Here is a 25,292-nt window from a genome sequence, read left to right as displayed (position 1 = left end):
TTACACATACACGTAAAAGATCGGCCTGCCGAAACTACCCGATTATTTTTATTTTCTCCAAGTACCTTTTGTATACCTGTGCATGCATGTATCACGCTACACGCGTTTAAATCGAAATAAACGCGTCTGTGCGTAAATTAATACAGCGTTGCTTAGAGAGGCTTATAGCTCGTTATAGGGCTATCAAGTCAGTTCGAATAGTAAGCGGATAACTTCATTCAAATATGTCCCGTTGAATGTTTCGGTGTACCCATCACCCATTACATCTTTAGAACAAAAGCCTGTTGGTATTGCATTTAGTATTTGTCGCTCTACCTTTGCAATGTGTTCACCGTTTGACTCAATTGAGTATATGACCTCACAGAAAAGGTCAGTACTCTTATTGATGTAATCACATCGTTCCTGTGGTTCTTTATTGGTGATACCCAATTTGTAACCCAATGATACTTGTTTGTCTGAGTCTAGATATAACTTAAGTATGTACAGATTTGCCATACGTTCTTTAGTAAAGCCAACACCATAGCAGTACTTACAGTTCATTCCTCGTAATGCATCGTGTACCCTTTTATCAACGGTCTGGTTGCATTCAGTGCAAAACATTTTCATCGGTATTTTACTATCAGTGAATGTTTCAATGTCTGGTATTAGATTTGGTGTTTTCTTTTTCAATCGTTCTGTGTAGTTGTTCCTATCCCATCGTTCACGATATGTTAATGGTTTAGGTTTTGCGTTCTCTCGTTCTTCTTTTCTAAGTCTTTCCCGTTCGTTTCGGGCAACAATCATTGCTTGCTTCTTCTTATCTTTGTAACATTTGCACTCTGCCCCTCTCATACATATTTGTGTAACTTTTGGACTTCTAGAATCCTGACATATTGGACATTGGATCAGTACTGGACTGTTGTAATCAATATATGTACTCATTACAGGCCGCATCGTGTGACCTTTTGAAACCAGTACACTTACAATCTTGATTTCTGCCTGTTCAACTGACAGCCTATTAGCAATACGTTTTGTCATTTTGAGTATCCTTACTCTTATATGCATCATGCGTTATGTTTGATGGGGTATTTATTCGGGTATTTGGTATTGGCAGGCCAGTACTGCAAGGTGATCCACATCCTAATAGTGATCCTTATAATAATGAAAAAGATGTGGATCACTTTCACCGTCTGGATCTTCCCTATTACATCTGTAATACTGTATGTATATACAGCATATGAGAGGTGGCAGTATGGGTAACAAAGATGGGTATGACGCGTCGATCACCAGTGGCATACAGCGGTTCGTACATCATGGGCAATGGGCAACAGTATGTTACTGGGGTTCAGCTTTGGAAGAGTTCAGGATAGGTGATAAGGTCTTTTTCCAGAACGAGCATAGGCAGTACTGGTTAGGTCAGATTCAACCTGAATGCTTTGTACTGCTCTACCCTGAACCTCTACCACGAGTGCTAGACGGCCTTACCTATCTGGACTCAGTACATCGTATGCACCAGATACACGACGATGATGATTGGTTCTGTGACCAGGGTGAATTGCCGTTCTAACAGTGCCAGTAGTAATCGGGGCAATAGAGCAATACCAGGCCCTGCATAAAGTTCTGTTGATCGGGTTCTGGATGGCTGAAAAAGATATGCAGTACTTCACTATGTTCATCGTAGTGCATATCTAATTTGATTAGTGGTTCTGTATCGATGACTGCTAGTAGTTCCTGAACCATCTCGAAATAAAGTTCAGTACTGCAAAATTGGGGAAGGTGTATTGATGTTCTCATAGGGTAAATTACTCATGTGTGTTTGAGTATTTACCCTATGATTGCTTATCATTGTCTGAATTTCTCAATACCAATGATTAGTTCAGACTTAGAGACACTATACTGCCCTGCAACATTAGCCCGTATTTCTTTGATATATTGAAGATATGCCGCACTGTTCAGTATAGAATAAATTTTTTCAACCTCATCCGTTCTGATATATAACATCGAACCGTCTGAATGTTCTGTGCCAGGTTTGGCATACTCGCCTGCTTTCGTGCCAATACGTTTAACGCGAATATTGGCATTCTGTTTATTACAGAATTTAAACATGTTACTCGTTTTTCGAATCTCATGCATTGTTCGTTTTGTGCTTCGCCGTTCCCATATTTGAAAACAACATGGCACATGATGTGGTGCATTATCCAGAATGAAACATTTATTAGGTGATGTCTCATCTAGAACTAAATGATAATTTTCATTTAGTCTATTCTGCGTTGCAGGCTTTCTGAACGTCAGTGGGACTATGAAACATATATATTGGCTGTTAAGTGATGCACATTTGTTAAAAAACTTGATCGCCAGCTCGCTTTTGAATCCAAATGGCGGGTTACTGAGTGCAACTATTTGGTTATCAGTAACAAAATCCTGTTTCAGGAAATCACCACTAATCAGACCGTCAATTTTAGGATCGATATCAAAACCTAATCGTTTTGAATCGGTTAACAGGTTATAAAATGACCCAGTACCTGCTGCTGGCTCCATGACCAAATAATTGCTTAAATCGATATATTCCTTAGTTTTATCATAACAGTACTGTGCATATTCAGGGGATGTGTAGTACTGATCTAAATTGCTTTTAATGCTCATATTTATGTAACCCCAGCAACGTTATTATTTTATATTTATTGCACTGTGCAGCACTATGCTGTTGTCTGGGTTGTATTGAACAGACATGATAATACCCCACAATCAATAATGTTAGGACGTGCGAGGGTATTCCACTCTTTCGTTCGGACTGGATAATATGGATTGGTGATGCCGTTGTCAATTATTTTTATTATAAGAAATCGCAGTGCTGAAATATGAGACTCTATTTGAAGTACTAAGTACTGGAATATTGATGTCTTATATTGTGAAGTACTTTAAATATTCCCTGACCAGCATTAGCACCCGTAAAAAAACCCATATAAGTGCTGATGCTGGTAGGAATTACATCATATCAAGAAACTGGCAGTACTTTTACATCGAGTCCACGTCAACGCTAACCCGAACATCGCCCACATAACGTATTACAAAATGGTAGGCTTTATCGCATGTGACGTTTGATGTTCTTTCGCTTGAGAACCAGCTCGTTTCGGTTTTGATGCTGTTTACCTGGTCGCACTGATAGCCAGAGAGTACAATTTCGTGCCGTGCCTTCTCAGCATCTTCTTTCACAGCGTTGTCATCGGCGGCAAAAGCTGTGATAGAAGCCAAAAACAAACCTAACCCAATCATTTTTATCATTAAAATTCTCCAGCCCCTAGAAGTTGCTTATCCGTTGCAAAAAGGTTCACAGCTTAATCGATCGGTCAAATCTTAAATAATTATCGTATTAATAGCCTGGGACGATCAATATTTAAGACATTTCTCCTACCAACTTTGGTAGTTCAGGGATACCGATAAATTACGTTTACCTCTAAAGTGGTGGTGTTCAGGCTTCGCTTGGGGCGGTTTTGTGGGAGAAAGTGACTAGATGCAGAGCGGCGTATACAACACGTACAGGAATCGTTTATAACTGTTTCTATCCCCTTATGTTTAGTAGGGGTTAACAGTCAATTACGAGAGCTTAAATCAAATGACATAATGTTGTGGCTGACAGGGTGCAGTACTTGCAATTCTAATTATTCAAATTCAAATCAAGAAACATATATTATATAGCGGGTTAAATATGGAAATCATCGGCTTACTACTTTTAGCATGGTTAGGTTACGTAATTTTTGGAGGTTACAACAAAGCAAAAACACGCAGGTATCATGCAGTAGTTGCACGAGCAAAAAGAACCATAGATGAAACGAATGAACTTTATCGTCCAACCTGGATTAATAACGATAACAAAAGGAATGAGTTTATCGATGTCGTGAGAAGTCTCAGCTCAAAACAAGGTGTGCCAGGTAATTACTTAGACCACCTTTTTAACAATGAGGCTTTCAACCGCATGGTGCTAATGAAATTCACAGCCATCTTAGAGCAAAATAAGTTGAGTTTTACAGATCAGAAGAATGCTGTTAGTGAACTCATTCGGGATTTGTGGAAAGATGGCGTTGAAATGCCGCCATCAAATTCTAATCTGCAACAGATTGTCAGTTTTCTTGATACCAAAATTTTTAATAGCTTTGATGCTTCTGCTGTTGCAGCACGTCTATATCTGGATGCTAATTTCATACACGCGGTTGAAACATTCAATAATCCATCTGCTGTTTCTTTTGAAGAGAAATATGGTCATACCATTTCAAGTGAAGCTAAAGAATTCTTTGACAAAATTGAAGTCACGAACGGTGCTCAATATATGGAATTGAATTACCAAAGTCACGGCGTTAATCTTACCGAAATCAGTAGATACATTTCATCATTTAGTAACAACAAAACTTCAGACGAATTGATACTTAAGCTGTTGACCGCTGAGCATCTGATTGAAACCTGGAAGCTCCGCTAATACCCTCTAATTATTTTGGTAGTACTGAACCCTGCCAGTACCGAACCTTGATTAACAAACCCCAAAACGGTTCAGTACTGGCAGAGGTTCACAGCTTACCATAACGTACCGGCATCGCAACCTTTGAACTTATGTCAAATCATTTTCCATGTGCTGTGCAGTAAGATAGAATCTACCAACAAACAATAACTAGCGGTCTAACGTATGAACAAAACCATACCTTCCGTCTTGTACAAATATAGAGCATTCAGCATTAACAGCCTGGACTCACTGATCAATGATACTGTGTACTTTGCTGATCCTATAACTTTCAATGATCCTTTAGATTGCCAACCATCGATAAAGATGGATTTGACAGATCTTGATAAGTTACGTGAAATTACAGCTAAACTTATGTTAGATACACAAATAAGAGAGCTGTTTGCATTGAAAAGCTCTGTTATGAGATATATAGAGCATCAGCATCTTACTAAAAACTATAGTTACCGAAACCTTGATAAAGATGATGATCAAACATTTCTCAAAAAGTTTGATCAGCACAGAAAAGATATCAGAAATGAATATGTTAATTTTGAAGCTGCTCAAATTGAAAAATTAATAATCGATATTGGTAATTTCTTAGAGCATTTAGAAGATAGCCTAACGCCTAATATGACTCATATTGCGGTCGAAATGTATGAAGATTTAATTAGTAAAGAACTTGTGGTTAGTAGGAATATTGGGGTACTGTCATTAGCAGAAGAAAAAAATTGCCCTCTTATGTGGAGTCACTATTCTGATGACCATCAGGGCTTTTGTTGTGCTTACCGCTTACCTGGCGATCCTAATAATTTTGCTTCAGATAAAAAACTTAAGCCAGTTGATTATGATGGCGTTCGTTGCGTTTCAACGAGTCAGTTATACCAACAGGCTAATAATTCAGCTAACGTGAAATCTGTGATTAACAATGCAATATATTATGTTAAAGCTAAAAAGTGGGAGTATGAGAAGGAATACCGAATGATAGGTAAACCAGGACTGCAAAAATCCCCCTTCATTCTGGAAGGCGTTTATTTTGGGTTACGTTGCAAAGAGTCCGTGAAGTTAAGCATTATGTCAGCTTTAGCGAAACGTGAAAGTACTGTTCAGTTTTACCAAATGACAGAGGTCAAAGGTACTTTTGATCTGGAACCAGAACCGATCACCTTGTCTAATGTTTCAGGTCTGCCACTGAGCTATGTGAAATGAGTTATTTAGCATAAGAAGGTGGCAGTACTGTTAAGTACTGCCACCTTCGATTAGCGTTTTCTCGCCTTACTCAGGAAAGAGCGTGCTTTTGATTTAGCTGCTTCGTTAGCTGGCTGCTGTACCACAACATCAGGCACTGCTACAGGCACGATATCGGGAACAGTTACCGCAATAGCTACAGGCTTCACCAACTCAACCTTGAATTGTTCCATTTCTGGTGGATGAATACTCGTTGTAGCTGGCTGACCTGAAAGCAGGTCAAACCCTGTTAGCGAGGTATACAGTACTGGTGTGATACGTTCAGCTTTCTTGTTGATTCGGGCACGTTGGGATTTACCCATTGTGATGTACCGGTTCAGTACTGCATCTGGTGCTTTGTCATCTGGTGAGAGTAAGTGATCCACGTGTTTTTCAGTATTATAAGGATCACTATTATCACGTGGATCACTTGCCATTACTGAACACCAGTTAGTGCCCATCATACGAACCCAATCACCATCAAACCGATCACGTAACACGAACTGAACCACTGATTCAGCCAGATCGCGTTTACCCTGTGCAGTTAACCCCTGCTGGCCTTTACCATAACTAACCAGATATTGCGGCAACTGGGCGATGATGAAATCACGAACGACATTACCCGCCAGGCTATTCAAATCACCGTTCAGACGCTGCCAGTACTGTTTATCGACTTTCAGTCGGTTCAGGTACTCTGGAACATCAGCACGGCTCAGACCGCGATTGATGAACGTATGGATGTGGTTACGCTGTACCTTTGCTTCTGCTGTATCAGTCTCAGCGTTAGGTACAAATTCACCATCAACCCACTGTGACACTAGTAGTTCAACCGTTGATTCATGCTGTTCACGCACATCAGCTTTCACTGCTGCACGTTCTTCTACCAGGTCGGCAACACGAACACGGCGGCCAGGCTGCACAAACTTGAATCCATACTGTGATAGCTCCTGTGCATAATGGCTGAAATCATTTGCTGCACGGTCTGCACGTTGTTCAGCCATCTCATGATCTACCCACGTATACGACACCTGGAACCGTTGCCCATCCCAATAGATCATTTCATCACGACTCTCACGACGATATGAGTTCACGTAACTGTTACGACGACTCGTAGACATAGCCGCGATACGTTTGTTCATCTCCTCTGCATTAGACATCGCCACCTTAACCAGATCAGTACTGTCAATTACCTGCACATTATCCAGTACTAAACCATCGGTGAAATGATGAGTATGGATAGTACCTGTCACTTTGCGAAAACGGTGTGTAACCTGCTGAACGCGTTCTGGTGAACAGCTACCGATGACAATGACATCAGCCTGATCCACAACATCATTGATATTCAGACCCTCAACAATACTGTTAGTACCGATCACGCCATCGTAATTGAAATGTGACAGTACTGGATCTTTCAGAAACGCCTGAACTTCTTCTGTATCTTTTGTATCAGCCGTGATTTCAATGAATCGCTTACCCTGGCACTTACGTTTCAGTACTGCAATTTCATTTTTATCGTTCAACAGAATTACCATTTTATTCTTACTCTGCTGAATATGTTCAATGGCAGTACCCACCACGTCATTTTCGCAGTACTGACGGTGCAGAACCTTTTCAAACTGTTGTTCTTTATTCACGCGAATTACATTACTGAATTTGATATTAGAGAAATATTCAGGACAAACTGTACCAGACATCAATACAACTGATTTGAACAGACCGAAACATTCTACAACCATTTTATTAGTACTGGCCTTGAAACCACTGTCCAAATACAGACCGTGAGCCTCATCAACCACCAGGATCATTTCTGCATATTTGTCGTGGTTCTCAGTGTCTTTCAGAATTGATTTCAGTTGCTGGTATGTACCTACTCCACTTTCTTTCAAATTGTTGAACTCAGTATTTTCACGCTGATTCTGTGAAACGATACTGAGTAACGGGCAAACCATCAGTACATCAGAACGTTTAGACCAGTACCATGATTTGCCAATACCACATGCAGCGATCATCAAATTCACACCAGGTTTGATTTTGAACTGGTCTGTAACGTCTGACAGGTACTGATCACCATTCAGGAATAGTTCGTAGTCATACTTGCTCTTAGAATTCAGTACTGCTGGTTTAACGTCCATGAATGACAGTTTCACCTGCGGCATCGGCAGTACATACCCTGCTGGCAGGTACTTATACAGTCCTTTGATATCACCGAATGAAGCATTAGCCATACCAAGCATTTTCTGACCAGATTTCTCTGCACCAGGACGGCCTACAGCGTTCAGTACTGCCAACATTTGCCCATCGTTGAACCCTGCGGCCTTCATATGGTTGCCCAGAATACGGCGGCGTTCATATTCAAGCTGCCCGGCGTTATGTTGGATTAGGTCATTAACTAACTGATCCAGTGAATCACCAAAATCGTACTGAACAGGCACTAGTGGGTTTATGTACGCGGCCTTCTGAATCGGTTGAACGAATTCAATATCAGCCTGAACATCGAGCCAGTGACCCTGATTATGATGGGCAATGAACTTGTCAGCGTGAACAGTATTCAACTGCGGTAAGTACTGAATTTGCAGTGATTTACTGAATGACGCATCTGAATAGTGAAAACGCTTTTTCAGAGACTCTGAATACTCAGCCCACTGTTCAGCACTCAGTGTTTTAGCCAGTGGGAGGATGACGCGGAAGCGTTCGCCCTTTTTGATACCAGTACCGCCACTTGAGTACAATACATATTCGTATTGACTGAGATCCTTCTGAACATCCAGTACGGTAATACCGTCATCAATATCGAGTACAACAGCGTAATGAGCGATGACGTTTTTTGCACTACGTGCACCGCCTTCAACCATCTGTGCCAAAACAATGGCATCAAATTGTTCTTTGGCCTTGCTATATGTGTCTGCATCGTGGGCACTGAATGTACCCCATCTGGAACGATCCATAACCATGTTAGTTATCTCTGACCATGACCATTCTGTATGTTTAGTCAATGCTACTGTACGACCTTCTGCTGCTGCTTTGGCCTTGCGTTCATCATTATCTGATGCAAATCGGTTTTCAAAATAGGTCACTTTCAGGTTTGTGGTTGGTAATAAATACATGTGATTTCCTTATCTGTATTTGGTTGATGTTAGGTATTTAACAGTGAACCGTATTCCTGTACGGTTCACTGTTCTTTGTTTACAGTTTTACTGTTATGCGTTTTTTACGAATATCATTTTTCAGTTTTCGAATACGTAATTTCAATGCTGCAATGATTTCACGTAACGGCATTGGTTCAGTTTTATACCTCGCTATTACTTTTTCAATTGCTACTATTTTTGCTGTTTGCCATGCGGCATGAGCTTGTTCAGGTTTTTCAAACGTACCAAGACATACTCTTTTATATTTGCCATTGGCCTGAAGTTGACAGCATCGGGCTTGAAAACCTTTACCGTTTTCAGTTACACCCAACATCGAACCGCGTGCGTTGCCTCGATCTAACAGCAAGTTATTCAAGTATTGTGGTACGTATCGACATGCCATCTCTGAGTACTCTGTATTCCCAGGCATCAAAATGTCTTTATCCAAGCTATATCCAGGTACATAGTGATTATGAATCGCAGAATTCTTGAAATTCGATGAACACCACCAATCAGGATGTACTGTCACATTTGCATATGTTGGTTGCCTCATTTTGAGTTTTGGGGAATATCCCCTGTTCATGACTCCGTACCAGTTTTTGCCTTCACGTGTTTTTGAAAAGTCGGGCACATCGTTTATGCCAATACCGCATACTAGTTTTTTACTCATTTTCTACGTCCTTGTAGTTGCTACTGGAATTCCGTTTCCTAGTAGTTGTTAAGTACTGACATTTCTCATAAAAATTGCAGTACTGCTATTTTGATGCAGCAAAAAGACTCACTTCATTGTGAGTTTTTTTGTCTGCTATTTTTGAGTACTTCTACTTCGAAATATGACAGTACTAATTACTTTCCTGTTATCATGGCAGTATTAATTAGTAGCTGTACTAGTGCTGCTTTTGTTATACCGCGTTTTAGTGATTCAGAATTTAGCCAGTCCTCCATAGTTGGTGTTATTTTTACAGTAACCTGTTTAGTTTTGACTTCTTTGAACATGGATGTTCCTTATTTGGTTATTTTTCCGTGCAAAAAACCCCCATTGCAGGGGCATTCATAATTGCAGGGATACACAATATGTTTTGATATACTGATTGTAACACTCATGTGGTTTTCATCCCAAAATGAGCAATACTTTATCGTTCCAACGTAGTTATTTATTAAATTTCTCGTAAAACAGGCTGAAACGACCCCAGAAACAAGAAAACCCGCTTTTGCGGGTTCTCTGTATGTCTAGTACTGGTGTTATGCTGGCTTCTTGAATACCGTCCGTTCAGTACTCGACTTTTTAGGCCAGAACTGAGAACCCTTTAGTTTTGGGTAGTTCACGATAGCGAGCATATCCAGCACCATATTAAACATACCATCGTGAGCCGTTTCCAGATTGTATAAAGACGTTTCAATATCTTTAATCAACCTGTGGTTCTTCACCTGTTCGATCACTTCTGCACTAACTACAGTACTCGTATCTTTGTCGCGTTTAATGTAGTGCGTCCATTCATGCCGCTTACCTGCACCCTCAAATACAAAGTACTCACCCTCTTTATATGAGTACTGCAAAGAAACGATACCATCGTACTTATGAATGACAACAGACCGCATTAACCGCCGAACGATTTCACGTAACTTAACTCGTGTTTCGTGAGTTGGTTCGGAAATGATACCCCACTGTATCAACTCAAAGAAGTTCACCATATTCGTTTCAAACACGGATTGAGTAGTAAGTAGTAATTTCTTCTGATTTGTTCTATCGAGTTCCTGTACTAATTGCTTGCGTTCTTTTTCTGCTGCTGCCAGTAGTTCTACTAATGCTTCTGAATAATGTTTAGCAATACCAGATGCAATATTTTTGATTTCCGTGTTCAGTTCAGCAATACGAACCTCATGCTGTTCGATCTGTCCATCAAGATCGGTGGCTGAGTTCTGATTACGTATTGAATCGTCAAAATACGCATGTGTGAGTACAATCATTAAGCAGTGTTCTATCAGAATACCTGATAATGACCATGACCGAGTACAACCACCACCTTTTGACGCTAATCCACTACTGCATACGTAGCGTATTTTACCATCTGTAGTAGTTAAGGTATTCATCGTACCGCCACACTGACCGCAACGAATTAAACGCATACCCGCCAGTAAACTGATGCTTGAACTCTTAGTTGCCCTGAACTTGTTATTGCTTTTTACATCCTGAATTCGATAGAACTCAGCCTCTGTGCATAATGCCGGGTAATAATTTTCGAGTTTGTTCTCTTCAAGTCCGAATTTCAGTGTTCGACAACCATATAACGCCGGATTTACTCGCATATTTTTGATAGTTGAACCTGACCAGTCCCGCCCCTTGAATCCGTATGGGTATCTCTCACGCAGGGCTGCAACAATTCTAAAAATGCTGTCGCCCTCCTTGAACATTTCGACGATAAATTTTGCTGGTTCCCACATTTCCGGGTGAGGCTTAACCCCTTCCCGTTCGTCACCAGTTGAGTCTATCCACCATACATGACTCCCAGCACTTTTTATCGTGGCTGGCTTCCCTTCTTTGTGTCTCTCAATCAACTGTTTAGCATGACTAACAACGCGTTTCGATTTGGTTTCTGACTCCTCGTTAGCACGGGCGAATAACATGATACTCATCATCAAACCTGTCGCATTAGCCGCAATAGACTCTTTGTTATAAACATGCTCATCCATGCCTGTAACGATGGTGATACCCAGTTTCAGTACTGATATAAACCATTCTGTCGCGTCAAGCACGTTTTGCCGTGATAAGCGGTCTAACGATTCTACATAAAGCCAGGAATCTGATGGTACAAGCCCTTTTTTAACAGCACCGATAAAACCGCCTAGTGCTGACTTCTTTTCATCCCAGTTTGCCCCTTTATAGGCTGATACAGCCTCGTCTCGCAGTTCAGCCCATTCCAGCCCATTCCGTGCAGCGTACTCTTTTGATTTTCGGGTTTGGCGTTCTAATGAACTGTTGCCAGTTTGCTTATCGGATGACCAACGAACATACGAATATAGCTGAGTTTTCATGTACTTAACCTGCTTTTTTGTTGTTAGTGTTTTATCTACTGAATAGTATAACAGGCTTACCGGGATGGCTGATGATATGCACGTTGCCGCTGGCAATAGTGGCAATCATCGCCTCGGTATTGGTGGCTTGGTCCTGCGGGGGAAATACCGGCTCATGAAAACCGGCGAGGATCAGATCCAGAGAGGTCAGCATCGGGCCGGTACAGTCAATCTCACCCTGGGTGTTTTTGATGTTAGCCTCAATGCCGCGCAGGATCCCTACCCCATCCACCACCCGCGGCCAGATACGCATATTCACAAAGTGCCAGTAGTGCGGGGCATCTGCCATATCCGGACCATGATCGGTGATCGCAAAGAGTTTTATGTTCTTTACCTTCGCCTGGGCGATATAGTCATGAAGATTGCTGTAGGCGTGAGTGCTGGCGACGGTGTGCATATGCAGGTCAACGGGGTACATCGTTTTCTCCTCTCGTGTTTCCCAAAGGATAGCAGTTATCCCAGGCGTTTATTAGCAAAAACCCGGCGATGGCCGGGTTTGACTCAGTAACCGCGCTGTCTGTCGACCTGCCCGGTGACCGGCTCGCCTTTTTCCAGATGGGTGATGGTGCGCGCGATATAGGCCACAGCTTCTGCCGGACGCGTCACCGCCGCCACGTGCGGGGTCATGGCCACACGCGGGTGGGCCCATAATGGGTTCTCCGCAGGTAATGGCTCTTTACTGTAGACATCCAGCATCGCCCCTTTCAGCTTGCCGCGCTCCAGCGCCGCCAGCAGATCGGCCTCGATCACATGAACGCCGCGCGCCAGGTTCATCAGATAGCTGTGATCCGCCAACTGATTCAGCAGGCCGCTATTAATGATCCCAACCGTCTCCGCGGTATTCGGCAGGAGGTTAATCAGCACCCGGGTGCCCTGTAAAAATTGCGGAAGCTCCTCCATCCCGGCAAAGCTGGTGACGCCTGGATAGTCCTTGCGGGTGCGGCTCCAGCAGCGAAGCGGGAAGCCCCAGGGTGCCAGCGCTTCGGCCACCTTAGCACCCAGCACCCCTGCCCCGAGGATACCGATGGTAAAATCTTCGCGCTGATAATCGGCCAGTGGCTCCCAACGGGCCTGCTGTTTTAAGGCCTGATAGTCATCAAAGCGGCGGAACCAGTGCAACACCTGGCTTACGGCATACTCCTGCATCTGCTGCCCCATGCCGGTATCTTCAAGACGGAACAGAGGAATACTTTCTGCCAGCATCTCCGGGTGCGCTTTGAGTTTGCTGAGGATCGAGTCCACGCCCGCGCCGAGGGCAAACACCGCCTTCAGAGTGCGCCCCTGCAGCATCTCAACCGGGGGATGCCACACCAGGGCATAATCCGCCGGTTCATTATCGCCGCGTTTCCACTCGCGAACCCGTGCGCCCGGCAGCGCCGCCGAAAGCGTTTTAATCCAGTAAGCGTTATCAAATGTCGGGTGGTAAAAAATGATGTCCATTGCGATTGCCTTCTGTTGCGCTGTTTTACGTTCATTTTCAACTGCATCGCAGCATAACAAATTTTGTGCCCAGGGTGGTTGTAGATAAAAGAGGCACATTCAGCACAATTCGAAATCATGTTGGTTGAAGTTTGTCTCAACGCGCTAATTTACTGAAAAAGTTGATTGACGTAAGTAAGGCTTTTCCTTACATTAGCGCCCGTCCCGGCAACAACGGGATGACAATATGGTGAGGTGTCCGAGTGGCTGAAGGAGCACGCCTGGAAAGTGTGTATACGGCAACGTATCGGGGGTTCGAATCCCCCCCTCACCGCCATATTTAAAGAAGAGCTCGTACGAAAGTACGGGCTTTTTTTGCATATTGCACATTTGCGGGGGGATGAGAAACCCCGACCGGGGTTCGACAACTGGCGACAGCCAGTTGGACAGCCTGCGAACGCAGTGAGTGGGCTGCCCGCAGGGCGAGCGAAGCGAGTCAATCCCCCCCGGTGCTAAATGCGGCACTGTGCGGTCTGCATGTCGGGTGGCGCTAGCGCTTACCCGACCTACAAAACTGCACCCCGTAGGCCTGATAAGCGCAGCGCCATCAGGCGTTTTTGCAGAATGCAGCGCCACCCGGCCTCACTCCTCCACCATCCTCGCATACTCTTCGGTTAAAAAATCCACCAGCGTTCTGACGGACGGCAGCAGCCCGCGCCGGGACGGATAGACCGCGTGAATTACCTCCCGGCGCGGCTCCCACGCCTCAAGCACTTTTACCAGCGCCCCAGACGCCAGCTGGTCTTTGACCATCAAAATCGGCAACTGCACCAGGCCCACCCCTGCCATCGCCGCTTCCCGCAGCGCCAGCATATCGGTGGTAATCAGCCGCGGCTGAAAGTGGATCTCCGCCCTCGCCCCTTCCGGCCCGCTCAACGCCCACTTATGAACCTGTTTCCCCTCCCCCATACTCAGACCGGGCCAGGCGTTGAGTTCGGACGGCACCCCCGGCGTTCCCAGCTGGGCGATCAACGCTGGCGCCGCCACCAGGCAGTGGCCCCTGTCAGCCAGCACCCGCAGAACCAGATCGCTGTCATCGAACGGGCGCGGACGCACGCGGATCGCCACATCAATACCTTCCGCCACCAGATCCACCCGCCGGTTGGTCGCCTCAAGCTGCAGATTAATGCCAGGGTAGCGCGCCATAAACCTCGCCAGCATCGGCCCGACGTGAACATGCAGCAGCGTCACCGGACAGGTGATCCTCACCATGCCGCGGGGTTCGGCCTGCAACGCCGCAACGGCCTCCTCTGCCGCCTCGGCTTCTACCAGCATCGCCTTGCAGTGCTGATAGAAGGTGTGCCCCACCTCCGTCACTGTAAACTGGCGGGTAGTGCGCTGGATCAAGCGCACCCCAAGCCGCGTCTCCAGCTGGGCAATCCGACGACTGAGTTTGGATTTAGGCTGGTCAAGCGCCCGGCCCGCCGCCGCGAAGCCCCCGTGCTCCACCACCTTCACAAACCACACGAAATCATTCAGATCCTGCATATCGCCCTCATCGTTCCATATAAGGAACAGTGCATGTCATTTTTGCTATCTACCGGGATATTAAACCTGAATATAAGCTAATTACATCGACAGAACATCAGGAGAAGACGATGAAAAACGTAACAGGCATTTATACCGCACCCCGCCAGCACTGGGTTGGCGACGGTTTCCCGGTGCGTTCGATGTTTTCTTACCAAACCCACGGCGAGCCGCTGAGCCCATTTTTACTGCTGGACTATGCCGGGCCGCACAGCTTCCCGGCGGATGGCGCAAAACGCGGCGTGGGTGAGCATCCCCACCGGGGCTTTGAGACAGTCACCATCGTCTATTCCGGCGAAGTGGAGCACCGCGACTCAACGGGAAAAGGTGGCGTGATTGGCCCGGGGGACGTGCAGTGGATGACGGCCGGGTCCGGCATTCTGCATGAGGAGTTCCACTCCAGCGCCTTTGCGCAGCAGGGTGGCGAGCTAAAAATGCTGCAACTGTGGGTCAACCTGCCGGCGAAAGACAAAATGGCGACGCCGGGCTACCAGAGCATCACCAGAAGCCAGATCCCGGTGGTGGCATTGCCCGACAACAGCGGCACGCTGCGGGTGATCGCCGGGCGCTACGGGGAGACCACCGGCCCGGCGCACACCTACTCCCCGCTGAACGTCTGGGATCTCGCCCTGCGCCAGGGCAGTCATCTGACGCTCGCTCAGCCTGAAGGCTGGAGCACCGCGCTGGTGGTGCTGGAAGGCAGCGTGACGGTGAACGGTTCCGCCGGGGCGGGTGAAGCCCAGCTTGTGGTGCTGAGTCAGGAAGGAGAAAAGCTGCACCTGGAGGCCAGCAGCGACGCCAAAGTGCTGCTGATGGCCGGGGAGCCGCTGAATGAACCGATCGTCGGCTACGGGCCATTCGTGATGAACACTAAAACCGAAATCGCAGAAGCCATTCGCGATTTCAACTCCGGCCGTTTCGGCCAGATCTGAACCTGATAAAGGAGAGAATTATGTCTACCCCAGCTAACTTTAACGGTGCGCGTCCGGTCATTGATGTGAATGATGCGGTGATGCTGCTGATCGATCACCAGAGCGGCCTGTTCCAAACCGTTGGTGACATGCCGATGCCGGAGCTGCGTGCTCGCGCTGCGGCGCTGGCAAAAATTGCCAGCCTGACGAATATCCCGGTGATCACCACCGCCTCCGTGCCGCAAGGGCCAAACGGGCCGCTGATCCCGGAGATCCATGCTAACGCGCCGCATGCGCAATACGTGGCGCGCAAAGGCGAGATCAACGCCTGGGATAACCCGGAGTTCGTGGCTGCCGTGAAAGCAACCGGGCGCAAAACGCTGATTATCGCCGGGACCATCACCAGCGTCTGCATGGCCTTCCCGTCTATCAGCGCAGTGGCAGACGGGTACAAAGTGTTTGCGGTGATTGATGCCTCGGGCACCTACAGCAAAATGGCGCAGGAGATTACCCTGGCGCGTGTGGTGCAGGCGGGCGTAGTGCCCATGGATACCGCCGCGGTCGCCTCGGAGATCCAGCGCACCTGGAATCGTGAGGATGCGGCGCAGTGGGCGGAAGTTTACACCCACATTTTCCCGGCGTATCAGTTGCTGATGGAAAGCTACGGCAAGGCGCAAGAGGTGGTGAAGAACAGCGAAGTGCTCGATTCACAGCGTTAATGGTTCGCTCCACGGCATAAAAACCGTGGAGCTGATTATTGCTTAACCGAATGCGCGTTAAAGGGGAAAATCTGCTTGACCGATTTAGCCTGACTCCCTATAGTAGCGCCCCGTTGCCCCCGAGAGGATCGGCAGCAAAACAATACGGTGAGGTGTCCGAGTGGCTGAAGGAGCACGCCTGGAAAGTGTGTATACGGCAACGTATCGAGGGTTCGAACCCCTCTCTCACCGCCACATTTGAGAAAGAGCTCGTACGAAAGTACGAGCTTTTTTCTTTTATATGCCCCCGAAAGAGAGGGGTGAGAATCCTCGACCAGGGTTCGACAACTGGCTGTAGCCAGTTGGACAGACTGAGAGCGCAGCGAACAGGCTGCCCGTAGGGCGAGCGAAGCGAGTCAGCCCCTCTCTCACCGCCACATTCGAGAAAGAGCTCGTACGCAAGTACGGGCTTTTTTTTCGTCTACAGCGTCGGGTGGCGCTAACGCTTACCCGACCTACAAAATACAAACCCGGCCCCGAGCCGCAAAAATAACAAAGCCCGGTTTCCCGGGCTCTGCAAACTACAACAGACTCAATAGTAGGCGTTCAGTGTCCGCTGGCACAGGGCCGAGCGCACGCAGTCATCTTTGGTAAACTGCACTATCCCTACCATCTCATCTTCCTCGAAACGTGCCAGCGCATCGCTCAGACCCGATTTGACGCCGGCCGGCAGGTCGCACTGGGTGATATCCCCGTTCACGATCACCGTCACGTTTTCCCCGAGGCGCGTTAAAAACATCTTCATTTGCGCAGCAGTTACGTTCTGAGCCTCGTCGAGAATCACAACTGCATTTTCAAATGTACGTCCGCGCATATAGGCGAACGGCGCAATTTCTACCTTGCCGATTTCCGGCCGCAGGCAGTACTGCATAAAAGATGCGCCCAGGCGTTTTACCAGCACGTCATAAACGGGCCGGAAGTACGGCGCAAACTTCTCCGAAATATCACCAGGCAAGAAGCCGAGATCTTCATCGGCCTGCAATACCGGGCGAGTGACAATGATCTTATCGACGTCTTTATGAATCAAAGCCTCTGCCGCTTTGGCTGCACTTATCCAGGTTTTCCCACACCCGGCTTCACCGGTGGCGAAAATCAGCGACTTATTCTCAATAGCATTCAGGTACTGCGCCTGAGCGTCATTGCGTGCCACAACTGGCGTCATATCCCGGCTGTCCCGCGCCATGCCAATTGCTTCTACGCCACTCATCTGCACAAGCGAGGTGACCGACTCTTCTTCACGCTGTTTATGGCTACGTGAATCCCGTCTCAGCACACGTTTTGCTTCACGACGAGCTTTGATCACTGCTTTTTGTCTTCCCATGGATAGCACCTTGAGTTGTTGGTATTCATCACTCGTACCGGCATCGGTACGATTAGGCGAACAAACATCTGAGGGTTGGCTTCCTTCTAAGCCAGAGCTTACTTGGTCAAATGACCCAGCCGGATCGCTATGCTCACCAAACGGCGGGTCGGAAAAATCAGGATTTGCTGTGGAGGGGGAGAATTTTTCGGTGAAGAGATCGCTGCCGGAGTGTGGGCCTCCGCGCCGGGTGCTGCGGTTGTTGCGTTTACCATGTCCACTTGAGGACTCAACCATTCGCGATCTCCAGAGTGATGCATATTCACTGTAAGGTTTACCGCTTTCTTAATGTAAGTACATCAGGATTTAGCATGAATGCAACATTATTTTTACCTGAATGCAACTTTAAGAATCCCCTGACAACGTCACTTAATCTGCCTGGGGAATATTACAGAAGTATAACAACGGGATAGCGGAACATAAAAAAATCGTCCCGCTTAAGGGGTAAGCGGGACGGGATTCAGGCTGTGAGCAGCCCCTGAGCAAGCCAGCCGTTTTTATCGCGCACGCCTGGTAGAGCAAAGAAGTAACCTCCACCTACCGGCTTGATGTACTCCTCCAGCGCTTCGCCATTCAGACGCTTCTGCACGGTCAAAAAGCCCTGCTCCAGATCGTGCTGGAAGCAGACAAACAGCAGGCCCATATCCAGCTGGCCAGCGTTGGTTACCCCCAGCGAGTAGCTGTAGCCCCGGCGCATCATCAGGTTGGATTCGGTCTCTTTCGTTCGCGGGTTGGCAAGGCGGATGTGGCTGTCGAGCGCAATGATCTCACCGTCAGGATCGCGGGCGTAATCTGGCACGTCATGCTCGTTTTTCATCCCCAGCGGCGCGCCGCTGTGCTTGTCCCGGCCAAAAATGGTCTGTTGCTCTTTGAGCGGCGTGCGATCCCAGAACTCCACGTGAAACTGGATAATGCGCACCGCCTGATAGCTGCCGCCCACCGCCCAGGCCGGTTCACCCTGATCGGCCGTTACCCATACCACGCTCTCCATCAGAGGCGCATCCTGGCTGTTGGGGTTGGCGGTGCCATCCTTAAAGCCGAGTAGGTTCACCGGCGTCTCTTTGCCTTTGCTGCGCGCGGCGTGGTCAGAGATAAACCCTTCCCGCTTCCAGCGCACGCTCAGCAGATCCGGGGTGTGCTTGATAAGATCCCGCAGGGCATGAATCACCGTGTCCTGGGTGTTGGCGCAAATCTGGATCAGCAGATCCCCGTGGCACAGGGCCGCATCCAGGGAGTCATTCGGAAAGCGCACCATTTTCTGCAACGATTTTGGTTTCTGTGGGGCCAGCCCAAAGCGATCGTCAAACAGCGAGGCCCCCAGCGACACCGTCATGGTCAGGTTATCCGGGGCGATAAAGGCCCCTAAAATCCCCGAATCCATTGGCGGCAGACGCGGGTTCGGCGTGTCGGGCGCCGGGCCGCCGGTGGTCAGGAAATCGATACGCTGGGTCAGGAGACGGAACAGACGCTCCAGCTCGCTTTTGTCGCTGGCCAGCACATCGAAGGCCACCAGCATCATCGACGCCTGCTGCGGGGTCAAAATCCCGGCCTGATGCGGACCGTAGAACGGCTGGGTCTCCATCCGAGCATCCGGGGAGAGCGTGCCCGGCGCGCTCTGCGGTTTTGCCGCATGCGCCACCGGGCAGCCGCCCGCCAGGGCAAGGGCGCCGCCAAGCGCCCCGACCCCTTTTAACAACCGACGCCGTGAAGGTTCCACCACGTTGTACTCATCATGCTTGTTCATTAACTTAGTCCAGACCCAGTACGCCACGCAGCTGCGCCAGATCTTCTGCCAGGGTGGTGATCGGCCCTTTCAGGGCGTTACGGTCGGCATCGGTCAGCTTGTCGTAGGTTTCAAACCCGTCCTGGGTGCGGTATTTCGCCAGAATGATGGTCACCTTCTTAAAGTTGGCATCCACTTTCGCCAGCAGTTCACTGTTATCTTTTTGCAGTTGCGGACGCAGCAGGTCGACAATCTTCTGCGCGCCTTCGACGTTAGCCTGGAAGTCCCACAGGTCGGTATGGCTGTAGCGGTCTTCTTCCCCGCTGATTTTGCTGGCCGCCACTTCTTCAATCAGCCCTGCCGCACCGCCCACCACTTTTGACGGCGGGAAGGCCAGCTCGCTGATGCGTTTTTGCAGCTCCAGCACGTCGCTGTTCAGCTGCGTCGCGTACTGCTCCATGCCTTTGGTGGAGTTATCGCCAAACAGCGCTTTCTCCAGACGGTGGAAGCCGGTGAATTTCGGATCGGCGGCTTTCTGCTCGTAGTCATCTTCACGGGCATCGATGCTGCCATCCAGGTCCGAGAACAGCTCGGCGATAGGCTCGATACGCTCGTAGTGCTGACGGGTTGGCGCGTACAGGGATTTGGCTTTTTCGATATCGCCCGCTTTCACCGCGTCGGTAAAGGCTTTGGTGCCGGCCACCAGATCCGCCGTCTCTTTGGTGACGTAAGCTTTATACGCGGTAATGGCCTCGCCCAGGCTCAGCAGCGCGTCGCCTTTGGCGGCGTCGGCGGTGGCAGCACCTTTGACGATCAGCTTACCTTTCGGGTTGGTCAGCAGGCCGCAGGTCATGTCGTATTCACCCGGCTGCAGGTTGGCGGTCATCTTCTGCGTGAAGCCCGGGGCGATGTTCTCGCGCTCTTCCACCACCATCACCCCTTTGAGGATCTCCCACTCCAGCGCTTTCTGGCTGTGGTTCTGGATGATGAACTGGGTTTTACCGCTGTTAACCGTGATGGTCATCGGCTCGCACTGTTTATCATTGACCGTCACTTTTACCTGCGGAACATCTGCTGCGTTTGCGGCGAATGCAGACGCAATCAGCGCTGCCACGCCAGCCTGTAATGCACTACGTCGAAACTGGATTGCCATAACCTTTCCCTTTTAAAAGTATGTTGTAACTACAGTGAGCACTTCAGGGCGCGGTATGCGACGGCTGCGTGCCTGGACGCGATGGCATAAAGAACAGCGCCAGCGCCGGAATGAGATAGATGACATAGACCGCCACTTCACTGACGCTCGGCGCTTCCTGATAGCCGAAGACCCCTTCCAGCAGGGTGCCGGTCAGCGAATGGGTGGACAGGACGTTACTGAGATCGAACGCCACATCCTGGAAGTGGTTCCACAGGCCCGCCTCATGGAAGGCGCGGATCGCCCCCGCGGCCAGCCCGGCGGCCACCAGCAGAATAAACAGGCTGGTCCATTTGAAGAAGACGCCGAGATTAAGGCGGATCCCGCCCCAGTAGAGCAGGAAACCGAGCACCACCGCAGCGGCCAGACCCAGCACCGCACCCAGCGGCGGCCAGATGCCGACATCCTGCTGGAAGGCGGCCAGCAGGAAGAAGACCGACTCCAGCCCTTCACGCGCCACGGCGAAAAAGACCATCATGATCAGCGCCCAGCCGTGGTGATTGCCTTTCGCCAGGGCGCTGTCCACCGCCTGCTCCAGCTGAACCTTGACGTTACGCGACACTTTACGCATCCAGAACACCATCCAGGTGAGGATCACCACCGCAATCAGCGCCACGAGGCCTTCAAACAGCTCCTGCTCTTTTTGCGGGAATTCACCGGTGGTTTCGTTGATCGCAATGCCCAGACCCAGGCAGAGGGCGGCAACCAGGAAGACGCCGATCCACATCACGCCGATCCAGCGGCCGCGCTGGGTACGTTTCAGATAGCTGGCGATCAGGCTGACAATAAGAGCCGCTTCGAGGCCTTCACGTAACATAATGAGAAATGGAACAAACATGCCGACACCTTAAATGTTATTCACGGTCAACTGATGCAAAGAAAAGTAAATTCTTGTGATAGTGATTATCATTACGGCAAAAAGAAACACAAGCGAAATATGCTGCGTTTTGATGACAGGATGTAAAACCATAAGCAGAAAATAATCACTCAGGTGACTAAATGGTTCATAAGTTATGTCGTAAAAGTTCATTTACGGTTACAGCGGGCTGTGGCTAAATAAGCGCCTCATTAATCTGCTGAAAATCAACTATGTATCAATTCCTGCACTTCCTGCTGGCGCTGGTGGTTATCCTTGCGCTGGCGTGGCTGGTCAGCTTTGACCGCCGCAACATTCGCATTCGCTACGTTATCCAACTTATTGTGATTGAGATTGCGCTGGCATTCTTTTTCCTGCACGCCGAAAGCGGTCTGTTTGTTATTCAGTACGTCTCAGGCTTCTTCGAGTCGCTACTGAAATATGCCGCCGAAGGGACCAACTTTGTATTTGGCGGAATGGGTGAGAAAGGGCTGGCCTTTATTTTCCTCGGCGTCCTGTGTCCGATTATCTTTATTTCCGCACTGATCGGTATTCTGCAGCACTGGCGTATTTTGCCGGTGATTATCCGCGTTGTCGGCACCCTGCTGTCGAAGGTTAACGGCATGGGCAAGCTCGAATCCTTCAACGCCATCAGCTCCCTGACGCTCGGCCAGTCGGAAAACTTCATTGCTTACAAAGGGGTGCTGGGGGATCTCTCGTCGCGTCGTCTGTTCACCATGGCGGCCACCGCGATGTCGACGGTTTCACTGTCGATTGTCGGGGCCTATATGACCATGCTGGAGGCGAAATATGTGGTGGCGGCGCTGATCCTGAATATGTTCAGCACCTTTATTATCCTGACGGTGATTAACCCGACTCGCCCGGAAGCGGAGCCGGAAATTAAGCTGGAGAAGATGCATGAGTCCCAGAGCTTCTTTGAGATGCTGGGAGAATATATTCTGGCCGGGTTCAAAGTGGCGATGATTATTCTGGCGATGCTGATTGGCTTTATTGCCCTGATCAGCGCCGTCAACGCCCTCTTCTCCAGCGTCTTCGGCCTGAGCTTCCAGCAGATTCTGGGTTATGTCTTTTATCCGCTGGCGTGGCTGGTGGGCATTCCGCTGAGCGATGCCCTGCATGCGGGCGGGATTATGGCGACCAAGCTGGTGGCAAACGAGTTTGTGGCGATGATTGAGCTGCAAAAAATCGCGGCACAGATGACTCCGCGCGGGCTGGGCATTCTGTCGGTGTTCCTGGTCTCCTTCGCCAACTTTGCCTCGATCGGCATTGTGGCCGGGGCGATTAAGGGGCTGAACGAGCAGCAGGGCAACGTGGTGTCGCGCTTTGGCCTGCGCCTGGTGTACGGCGCCACGCTGGTGAGCCTGTTATCGGCGAGCTTTGCGGGGCTGGTTCTTTAATATTGTGCTAATGCCGGGTGGCGCTGTCGCTTACCCGGCCTACAAAACCGTAGGCCCGTGCAAGCGCAGCGCCGCCGGGCGGGTTTAAAACTGCACGCACACCGGCTGGTCGACGCGCATCACTGACTCCTGGGCAAAGCGCTGCTTATAGATCCCCCGCAGCGCCTCGATATTGCTCTCGCTCTGCGCATCTTTACCGTGGATCAGCATCAGCGCCTTGCTCGATTCGCGGGCCACTTTCCCGTCATTCCCCAGCCACTGCCCACGCGCATCAAACACCGTTAAGCCATCGCGAAAACGCGGGGTGACATCCTGGTCGACAAACTGCTGCCACTCCTGGCCGGTGATCGCCTCCCCTGCCGGACGGTTCAGGCCGAAATAGAGGGTGGTTTGCTGCATCTGATTATCGGCTTTGCAGGTGGTATCCGCGGTGCTGTGCGATGGGGCGTTGCAGCCTGCCAGCAGTAAAAGTGCGCCAGCCATGAGCCCTGTTTTGATTGTCATACTTCGCTATCCTCATTGTTATAAGCACAGCGATATCAACGTAAATCACGGATTTTGGCAAGAAAAAAGCCGGGCATGCCCGGCTTACAGTGTGTTTTAAACTTACTCAGCCTGTAACTTCGTTGGCGGTGCGGTGTGGTAATGCGCATCTGCGTCAGCAAAGCGTTTCTGCATGGTGGCAGACGGCGCTTTACCCAGCAGGCTGAAGACCACAATCCCGATACTGCCGAAGATAAAGCCTGGAATGATTTCGTACAGCCCCAGCCACGCGAACTGCTTCCAGACGATCACGGTGACCGCACCGATAATCATCCCCGCCAGCGCGCCGTTGCGGGTCATGCGGGACCACAGCACCGAGAACAGCACCACCGGACCAAAAGCAGCACCGAAGCCTGCCCAGGCGTAGCTCACCAGCCCCAGCACGCGGTTTTCCGGGTTTGCCGCCAGGGCGATGGAGACCAGCGCCACCACCAGCACCATAAAGCGCCCGACCCACACCAGCTCTTTCTGGCTGGCGTTCTTACGCAGGAAGGCTTTGTACAGATCTTCCGTGATGGCGCTGGAGCAGACCAGCAGCTGGCAGCTCAGGGTGGACATTACGGCTGCGAGGATGGCGGAGAGCAGAATACCGGCAATCCACGGATTGAAGAGGATCTGTGCCAGCTCGATAAACACGCGCTCGGCGTTCTGGTTCACTGCACCCGCCAGGGACGGGTTGTTGTTGAAGTAGGCAATCCCGAAGAAGCCCACTGCACAGGCACCACCCAGGCAGAGGATCATCCAGGCCATGCTGATACGACGGGCATGAACGATGGTGTGGTGCGAGTCTGCCGCCATAAAGCGCGCCAGGATGTGCGGCTGGCCGAAGTAACCCAGCCCCCAGCCCATCAGGGAGACAATCGCCACGAAGTTCAGCCCTTTCAGCATGTCGACGTTTTCGATGCTCTTCTGCTGGATAACCGCCAGCGAATCACCCAGCCCGCCCACGGAGAGAATAACAATTACCGGGGTCAGGATCAGGGCAAAAATCATCAGGCTGGCCTGCACGGTATCGGTCCAGCTCACCGCCAGGAACCCGCCCACGAAGGTATAAATGATGGTTGCCGCAGCCCCTGCCCACAGCGCCGTTTCATAGCTCATGCCGAAGGTGCTTTCGAACAGACGCGCCCCGGCCACGATGCCGGAGGCACAGTAGATGGTGAAGAACAGCAGAATAACCAGCGCGGAGATAATACGCAGGATGCGGCTTTTATCTTCGAAACGGCCAGTAAAGTAGTCCGGCAGGGTCAGGGCGTTGTTGTTGGCTTCGGTATGCACGCGCAGACGCCCGGCCACCAGCTTCCAGTTAATCCATGCGCCCAGGGTCAGGCCGATGGCGATCCAGCTTTCGGAGATCCCGGAGAGGAAGATGGCACCCGGCAGGCCCATCAGCAGCCAGCCGCTCATGTCCGACGCGCCCGCAGAGAGTGCAGTCACGAACGGCCCCAAACTGCGTCCGCCCAGAATATAGTCGTCAAAGTTTTTGGTAGAACGCCATGCAAGGAACCCTATCAGGATCATGCCAAAAATATAGATAAGAAATGTCACCAGCATCGGTGTGCTAATTGCCATTTAAATACTCCGCAAAGATGTTCGACAGCCTTCCCGGCTGTCTTTATTCCACCCCCGGAAC

Annotated in this window: 20 protein-coding genes, 2 tRNA genes, 1 other RNA gene and 1 pseudogene; 8 read left to right on the top strand and 16 right to left on the bottom strand. The window is 49.5% G+C overall.

All coding sequences use genetic code 11. The features are described from left to right. Positions 1-183: 183 nt before the first annotated feature. The 3 genes from M8318_RS20350 to M8318_RS20340 all read right to left on the bottom strand — a co-directional run bounded on the left by M8318_RS20350 (position 184) and on the right by M8318_RS20340 (position 3,261). Positions 184-1,017 (bottom strand): hypothetical protein, encoded by an 834-nt coding sequence (locus M8318_RS20350; protein WP_262664262.1) that lies wholly within the window; start codon positions 1,015-1,017, stop codon positions 184-186. Between the two features lie 804 nt (positions 1,018-1,821). Then, positions 1,822-2,622 carry a hypothetical protein gene (locus tag M8318_RS20345; RefSeq protein ID WP_262664259.1) on the bottom strand — a complete coding sequence of 267 codons (801 nt, stop codon included), beginning with the start codon at positions 2,620-2,622 and terminating at the stop codon, positions 1,822-1,824. A gap of 372 nt (positions 2,623-2,994) precedes the next feature. Beyond that, complete coding sequence (locus M8318_RS20340) at positions 2,995-3,261, bottom strand: hypothetical protein (RefSeq protein ID WP_262664257.1); 267 nt, start codon at positions 3,259-3,261, stop codon at positions 2,995-2,997. A 424-nt stretch (positions 3,262-3,685) separates the two neighbouring features. On the opposite strand from M8318_RS20340, the gene M8318_RS20335 reads away from it, so the two are divergent. Then, the gene (locus M8318_RS20335; RefSeq protein ID WP_262664256.1) at positions 3,686-4,450 is read left to right on the top strand and encodes a hypothetical protein; all 765 of its coding nucleotides are present in this window, start codon (positions 3,686-3,688) and stop codon (positions 4,448-4,450) included. Positions 4,451-4,654: 204 nt separating this feature from the next. Continuing rightward, positions 4,655-5,677 carry a DUF2971 domain-containing protein gene (locus tag M8318_RS20330; protein ID WP_262664255.1) on the top strand — a complete coding sequence of 341 codons (1,023 nt, stop codon included), beginning with the start codon at positions 4,655-4,657 and terminating at the stop codon, positions 5,675-5,677. A 50-nt stretch (positions 5,678-5,727) separates the two neighbouring features. Here the strand turns inward: M8318_RS20330 and M8318_RS20325 are convergent, their stop codons facing one another. The 6 genes and pseudogenes from M8318_RS20325 to ghrA form a co-directional block, all read right to left on the bottom strand. Next, on the bottom strand, positions 5,728-8,799 hold the full coding sequence (locus M8318_RS20325) for a DEAD/DEAH box helicase (protein WP_262664253.1): 3,072 nt from the start codon (positions 8,797-8,799) through the stop codon (positions 5,728-5,730). Between the two features lie 79 nt (positions 8,800-8,878). Further along, positions 8,879-9,490, bottom strand: coding sequence for a hypothetical protein (locus M8318_RS20320; protein WP_262664252.1), 612 nt, complete (start codon positions 9,488-9,490; stop codon positions 8,879-8,881). A 176-nt stretch (positions 9,491-9,666) separates the two neighbouring features. Further along, positions 9,667-9,816: a hypothetical protein gene (locus M8318_RS20315; RefSeq protein WP_262664251.1), complete on the bottom strand. Its 150-nt coding sequence runs from the start codon at positions 9,814-9,816 to the stop codon at positions 9,667-9,669. Between the two features lie 246 nt (positions 9,817-10,062). Then, complete coding sequence (locus M8318_RS20310; protein WP_262664250.1) at positions 10,063-11,853, bottom strand: recombinase family protein; 1,791 nt, start codon at positions 11,851-11,853, stop codon at positions 10,063-10,065. Between the two features lie 52 nt (positions 11,854-11,905). Beyond that, positions 11,906-12,310: pseudogene (locus M8318_RS20305) on the bottom strand (PHP domain-containing protein); the annotation flags it as partial. An 83-nt stretch (positions 12,311-12,393) separates the two neighbouring features. Continuing rightward, positions 12,394-13,332: a glyoxylate/hydroxypyruvate reductase GhrA gene (gene ghrA / locus M8318_RS20300; RefSeq protein WP_262664249.1), complete on the bottom strand. Its 939-nt coding sequence runs from the start codon at positions 13,330-13,332 to the stop codon at positions 12,394-12,396. A gap of 228 nt (positions 13,333-13,560) precedes the next feature. Here ghrA and M8318_RS20295 point away from each other — a divergent pair. Beyond that, positions 13,561-13,648: transfer RNA gene (locus tag M8318_RS20295), tRNA-Ser, on the top strand. 305 nt (positions 13,649-13,953) lie between these two features. Here the strand turns inward: M8318_RS20295 and M8318_RS20290 are convergent. After that, positions 13,954-14,859, bottom strand: a complete 906-nt coding sequence (locus tag M8318_RS20290) for a LysR family transcriptional regulator (RefSeq protein ID WP_262664248.1) — start codon at positions 14,857-14,859, stop codon at positions 13,954-13,956. Between the two features lie 110 nt (positions 14,860-14,969). On the opposite strand from M8318_RS20290, the gene M8318_RS20285 reads away from it, so the two are divergent. The 4 genes from M8318_RS20285 (at position 14,970) to M8318_RS20270 (ending at position 16,944) form a co-directional block, all read left to right on the top strand. Beyond that, positions 14,970-15,830 carry a pirin family protein gene (locus M8318_RS20285; RefSeq protein ID WP_262664247.1) on the top strand — a complete coding sequence of 287 codons (861 nt, stop codon included), beginning with the start codon at positions 14,970-14,972 and terminating at the stop codon, positions 15,828-15,830. A 20-nt stretch (positions 15,831-15,850) separates the two neighbouring features. Further along, positions 15,851-16,528 carry an isochorismatase family protein gene (locus M8318_RS20280; RefSeq protein WP_262664245.1) on the top strand — a complete coding sequence of 226 codons (678 nt, stop codon included), beginning with the start codon at positions 15,851-15,853 and terminating at the stop codon, positions 16,526-16,528. 146 nt (positions 16,529-16,674) lie between these two features. Beyond that, positions 16,675-16,762, top strand: a tRNA-Ser gene (locus tag M8318_RS20275). Between the two features lie 44 nt (positions 16,763-16,806). Further along, positions 16,807-16,944: non-coding RNA, RtT sRNA (locus tag M8318_RS20270), on the top strand. A 155-nt stretch (positions 16,945-17,099) separates the two neighbouring features. Here the strand turns inward: M8318_RS20270 and phoH are convergent. The 4 genes from phoH to efeU form a co-directional block, all read right to left on the bottom strand. After that, on the bottom strand, positions 17,100-17,888 hold the full coding sequence (phoH, locus tag M8318_RS20265) for a phosphate starvation-inducible protein PhoH (protein WP_181247219.1): 789 nt from the start codon (positions 17,886-17,888) through the stop codon (positions 17,100-17,102). 499 nt (positions 17,889-18,387) lie between these two features. After that, positions 18,388-19,671: an iron uptake transporter deferrochelatase/peroxidase subunit gene (gene efeB / locus M8318_RS20260; RefSeq protein WP_262664243.1), complete on the bottom strand. Its 1,284-nt coding sequence runs from the start codon at positions 19,669-19,671 to the stop codon at positions 18,388-18,390. A gap of 4 nt (positions 19,672-19,675) precedes the next feature. Next, on the bottom strand, positions 19,676-20,803 hold the full coding sequence (gene efeO / locus M8318_RS20255; protein ID WP_262664241.1) for an iron uptake system protein EfeO: 1,128 nt from the start codon (positions 20,801-20,803) through the stop codon (positions 19,676-19,678). A gap of 43 nt (positions 20,804-20,846) precedes the next feature. After that, on the bottom strand, positions 20,847-21,680 hold the full coding sequence (efeU, locus tag M8318_RS20250; RefSeq protein ID WP_262664240.1) for an iron uptake transporter permease EfeU: 834 nt from the start codon (positions 21,678-21,680) through the stop codon (positions 20,847-20,849). Between the two features lie 251 nt (positions 21,681-21,931). On the opposite strand from efeU, the gene M8318_RS20245 reads away from it, so the two are divergent. Next, the gene (locus M8318_RS20245) at positions 21,932-23,116 is read left to right on the top strand and encodes a NupC/NupG family nucleoside CNT transporter (protein WP_106992675.1); all 1,185 of its coding nucleotides are present in this window, start codon (positions 21,932-21,934) and stop codon (positions 23,114-23,116) included. A gap of 84 nt (positions 23,117-23,200) precedes the next feature. Here M8318_RS20245 and M8318_RS20240 read toward each other — a convergent pair whose 3' ends face one another. Then, positions 23,201-23,620: a DUF3574 domain-containing protein gene (locus tag M8318_RS20240; protein WP_262664239.1), complete on the bottom strand. Its 420-nt coding sequence runs from the start codon at positions 23,618-23,620 to the stop codon at positions 23,201-23,203. Positions 23,621-23,722: 102 nt separating this feature from the next. Beyond that, positions 23,723-25,231 (bottom strand): sodium/proline symporter PutP, encoded by a 1,509-nt coding sequence (gene putP / locus M8318_RS20235; RefSeq protein ID WP_262664238.1) that lies wholly within the window; start codon positions 25,229-25,231, stop codon positions 23,723-23,725. Positions 25,232-25,292 lie beyond the last annotated feature (61 nt).

This window comes from Leclercia tamurae (assembly GCF_025566055.1).
GTDB lineage: Bacteria > Pseudomonadota > Gammaproteobacteria > Enterobacterales > Enterobacteriaceae > Enterobacter > Enterobacter tamurae.
This window is presented reverse-complemented; position numbering and strand designations above follow the sequence as displayed.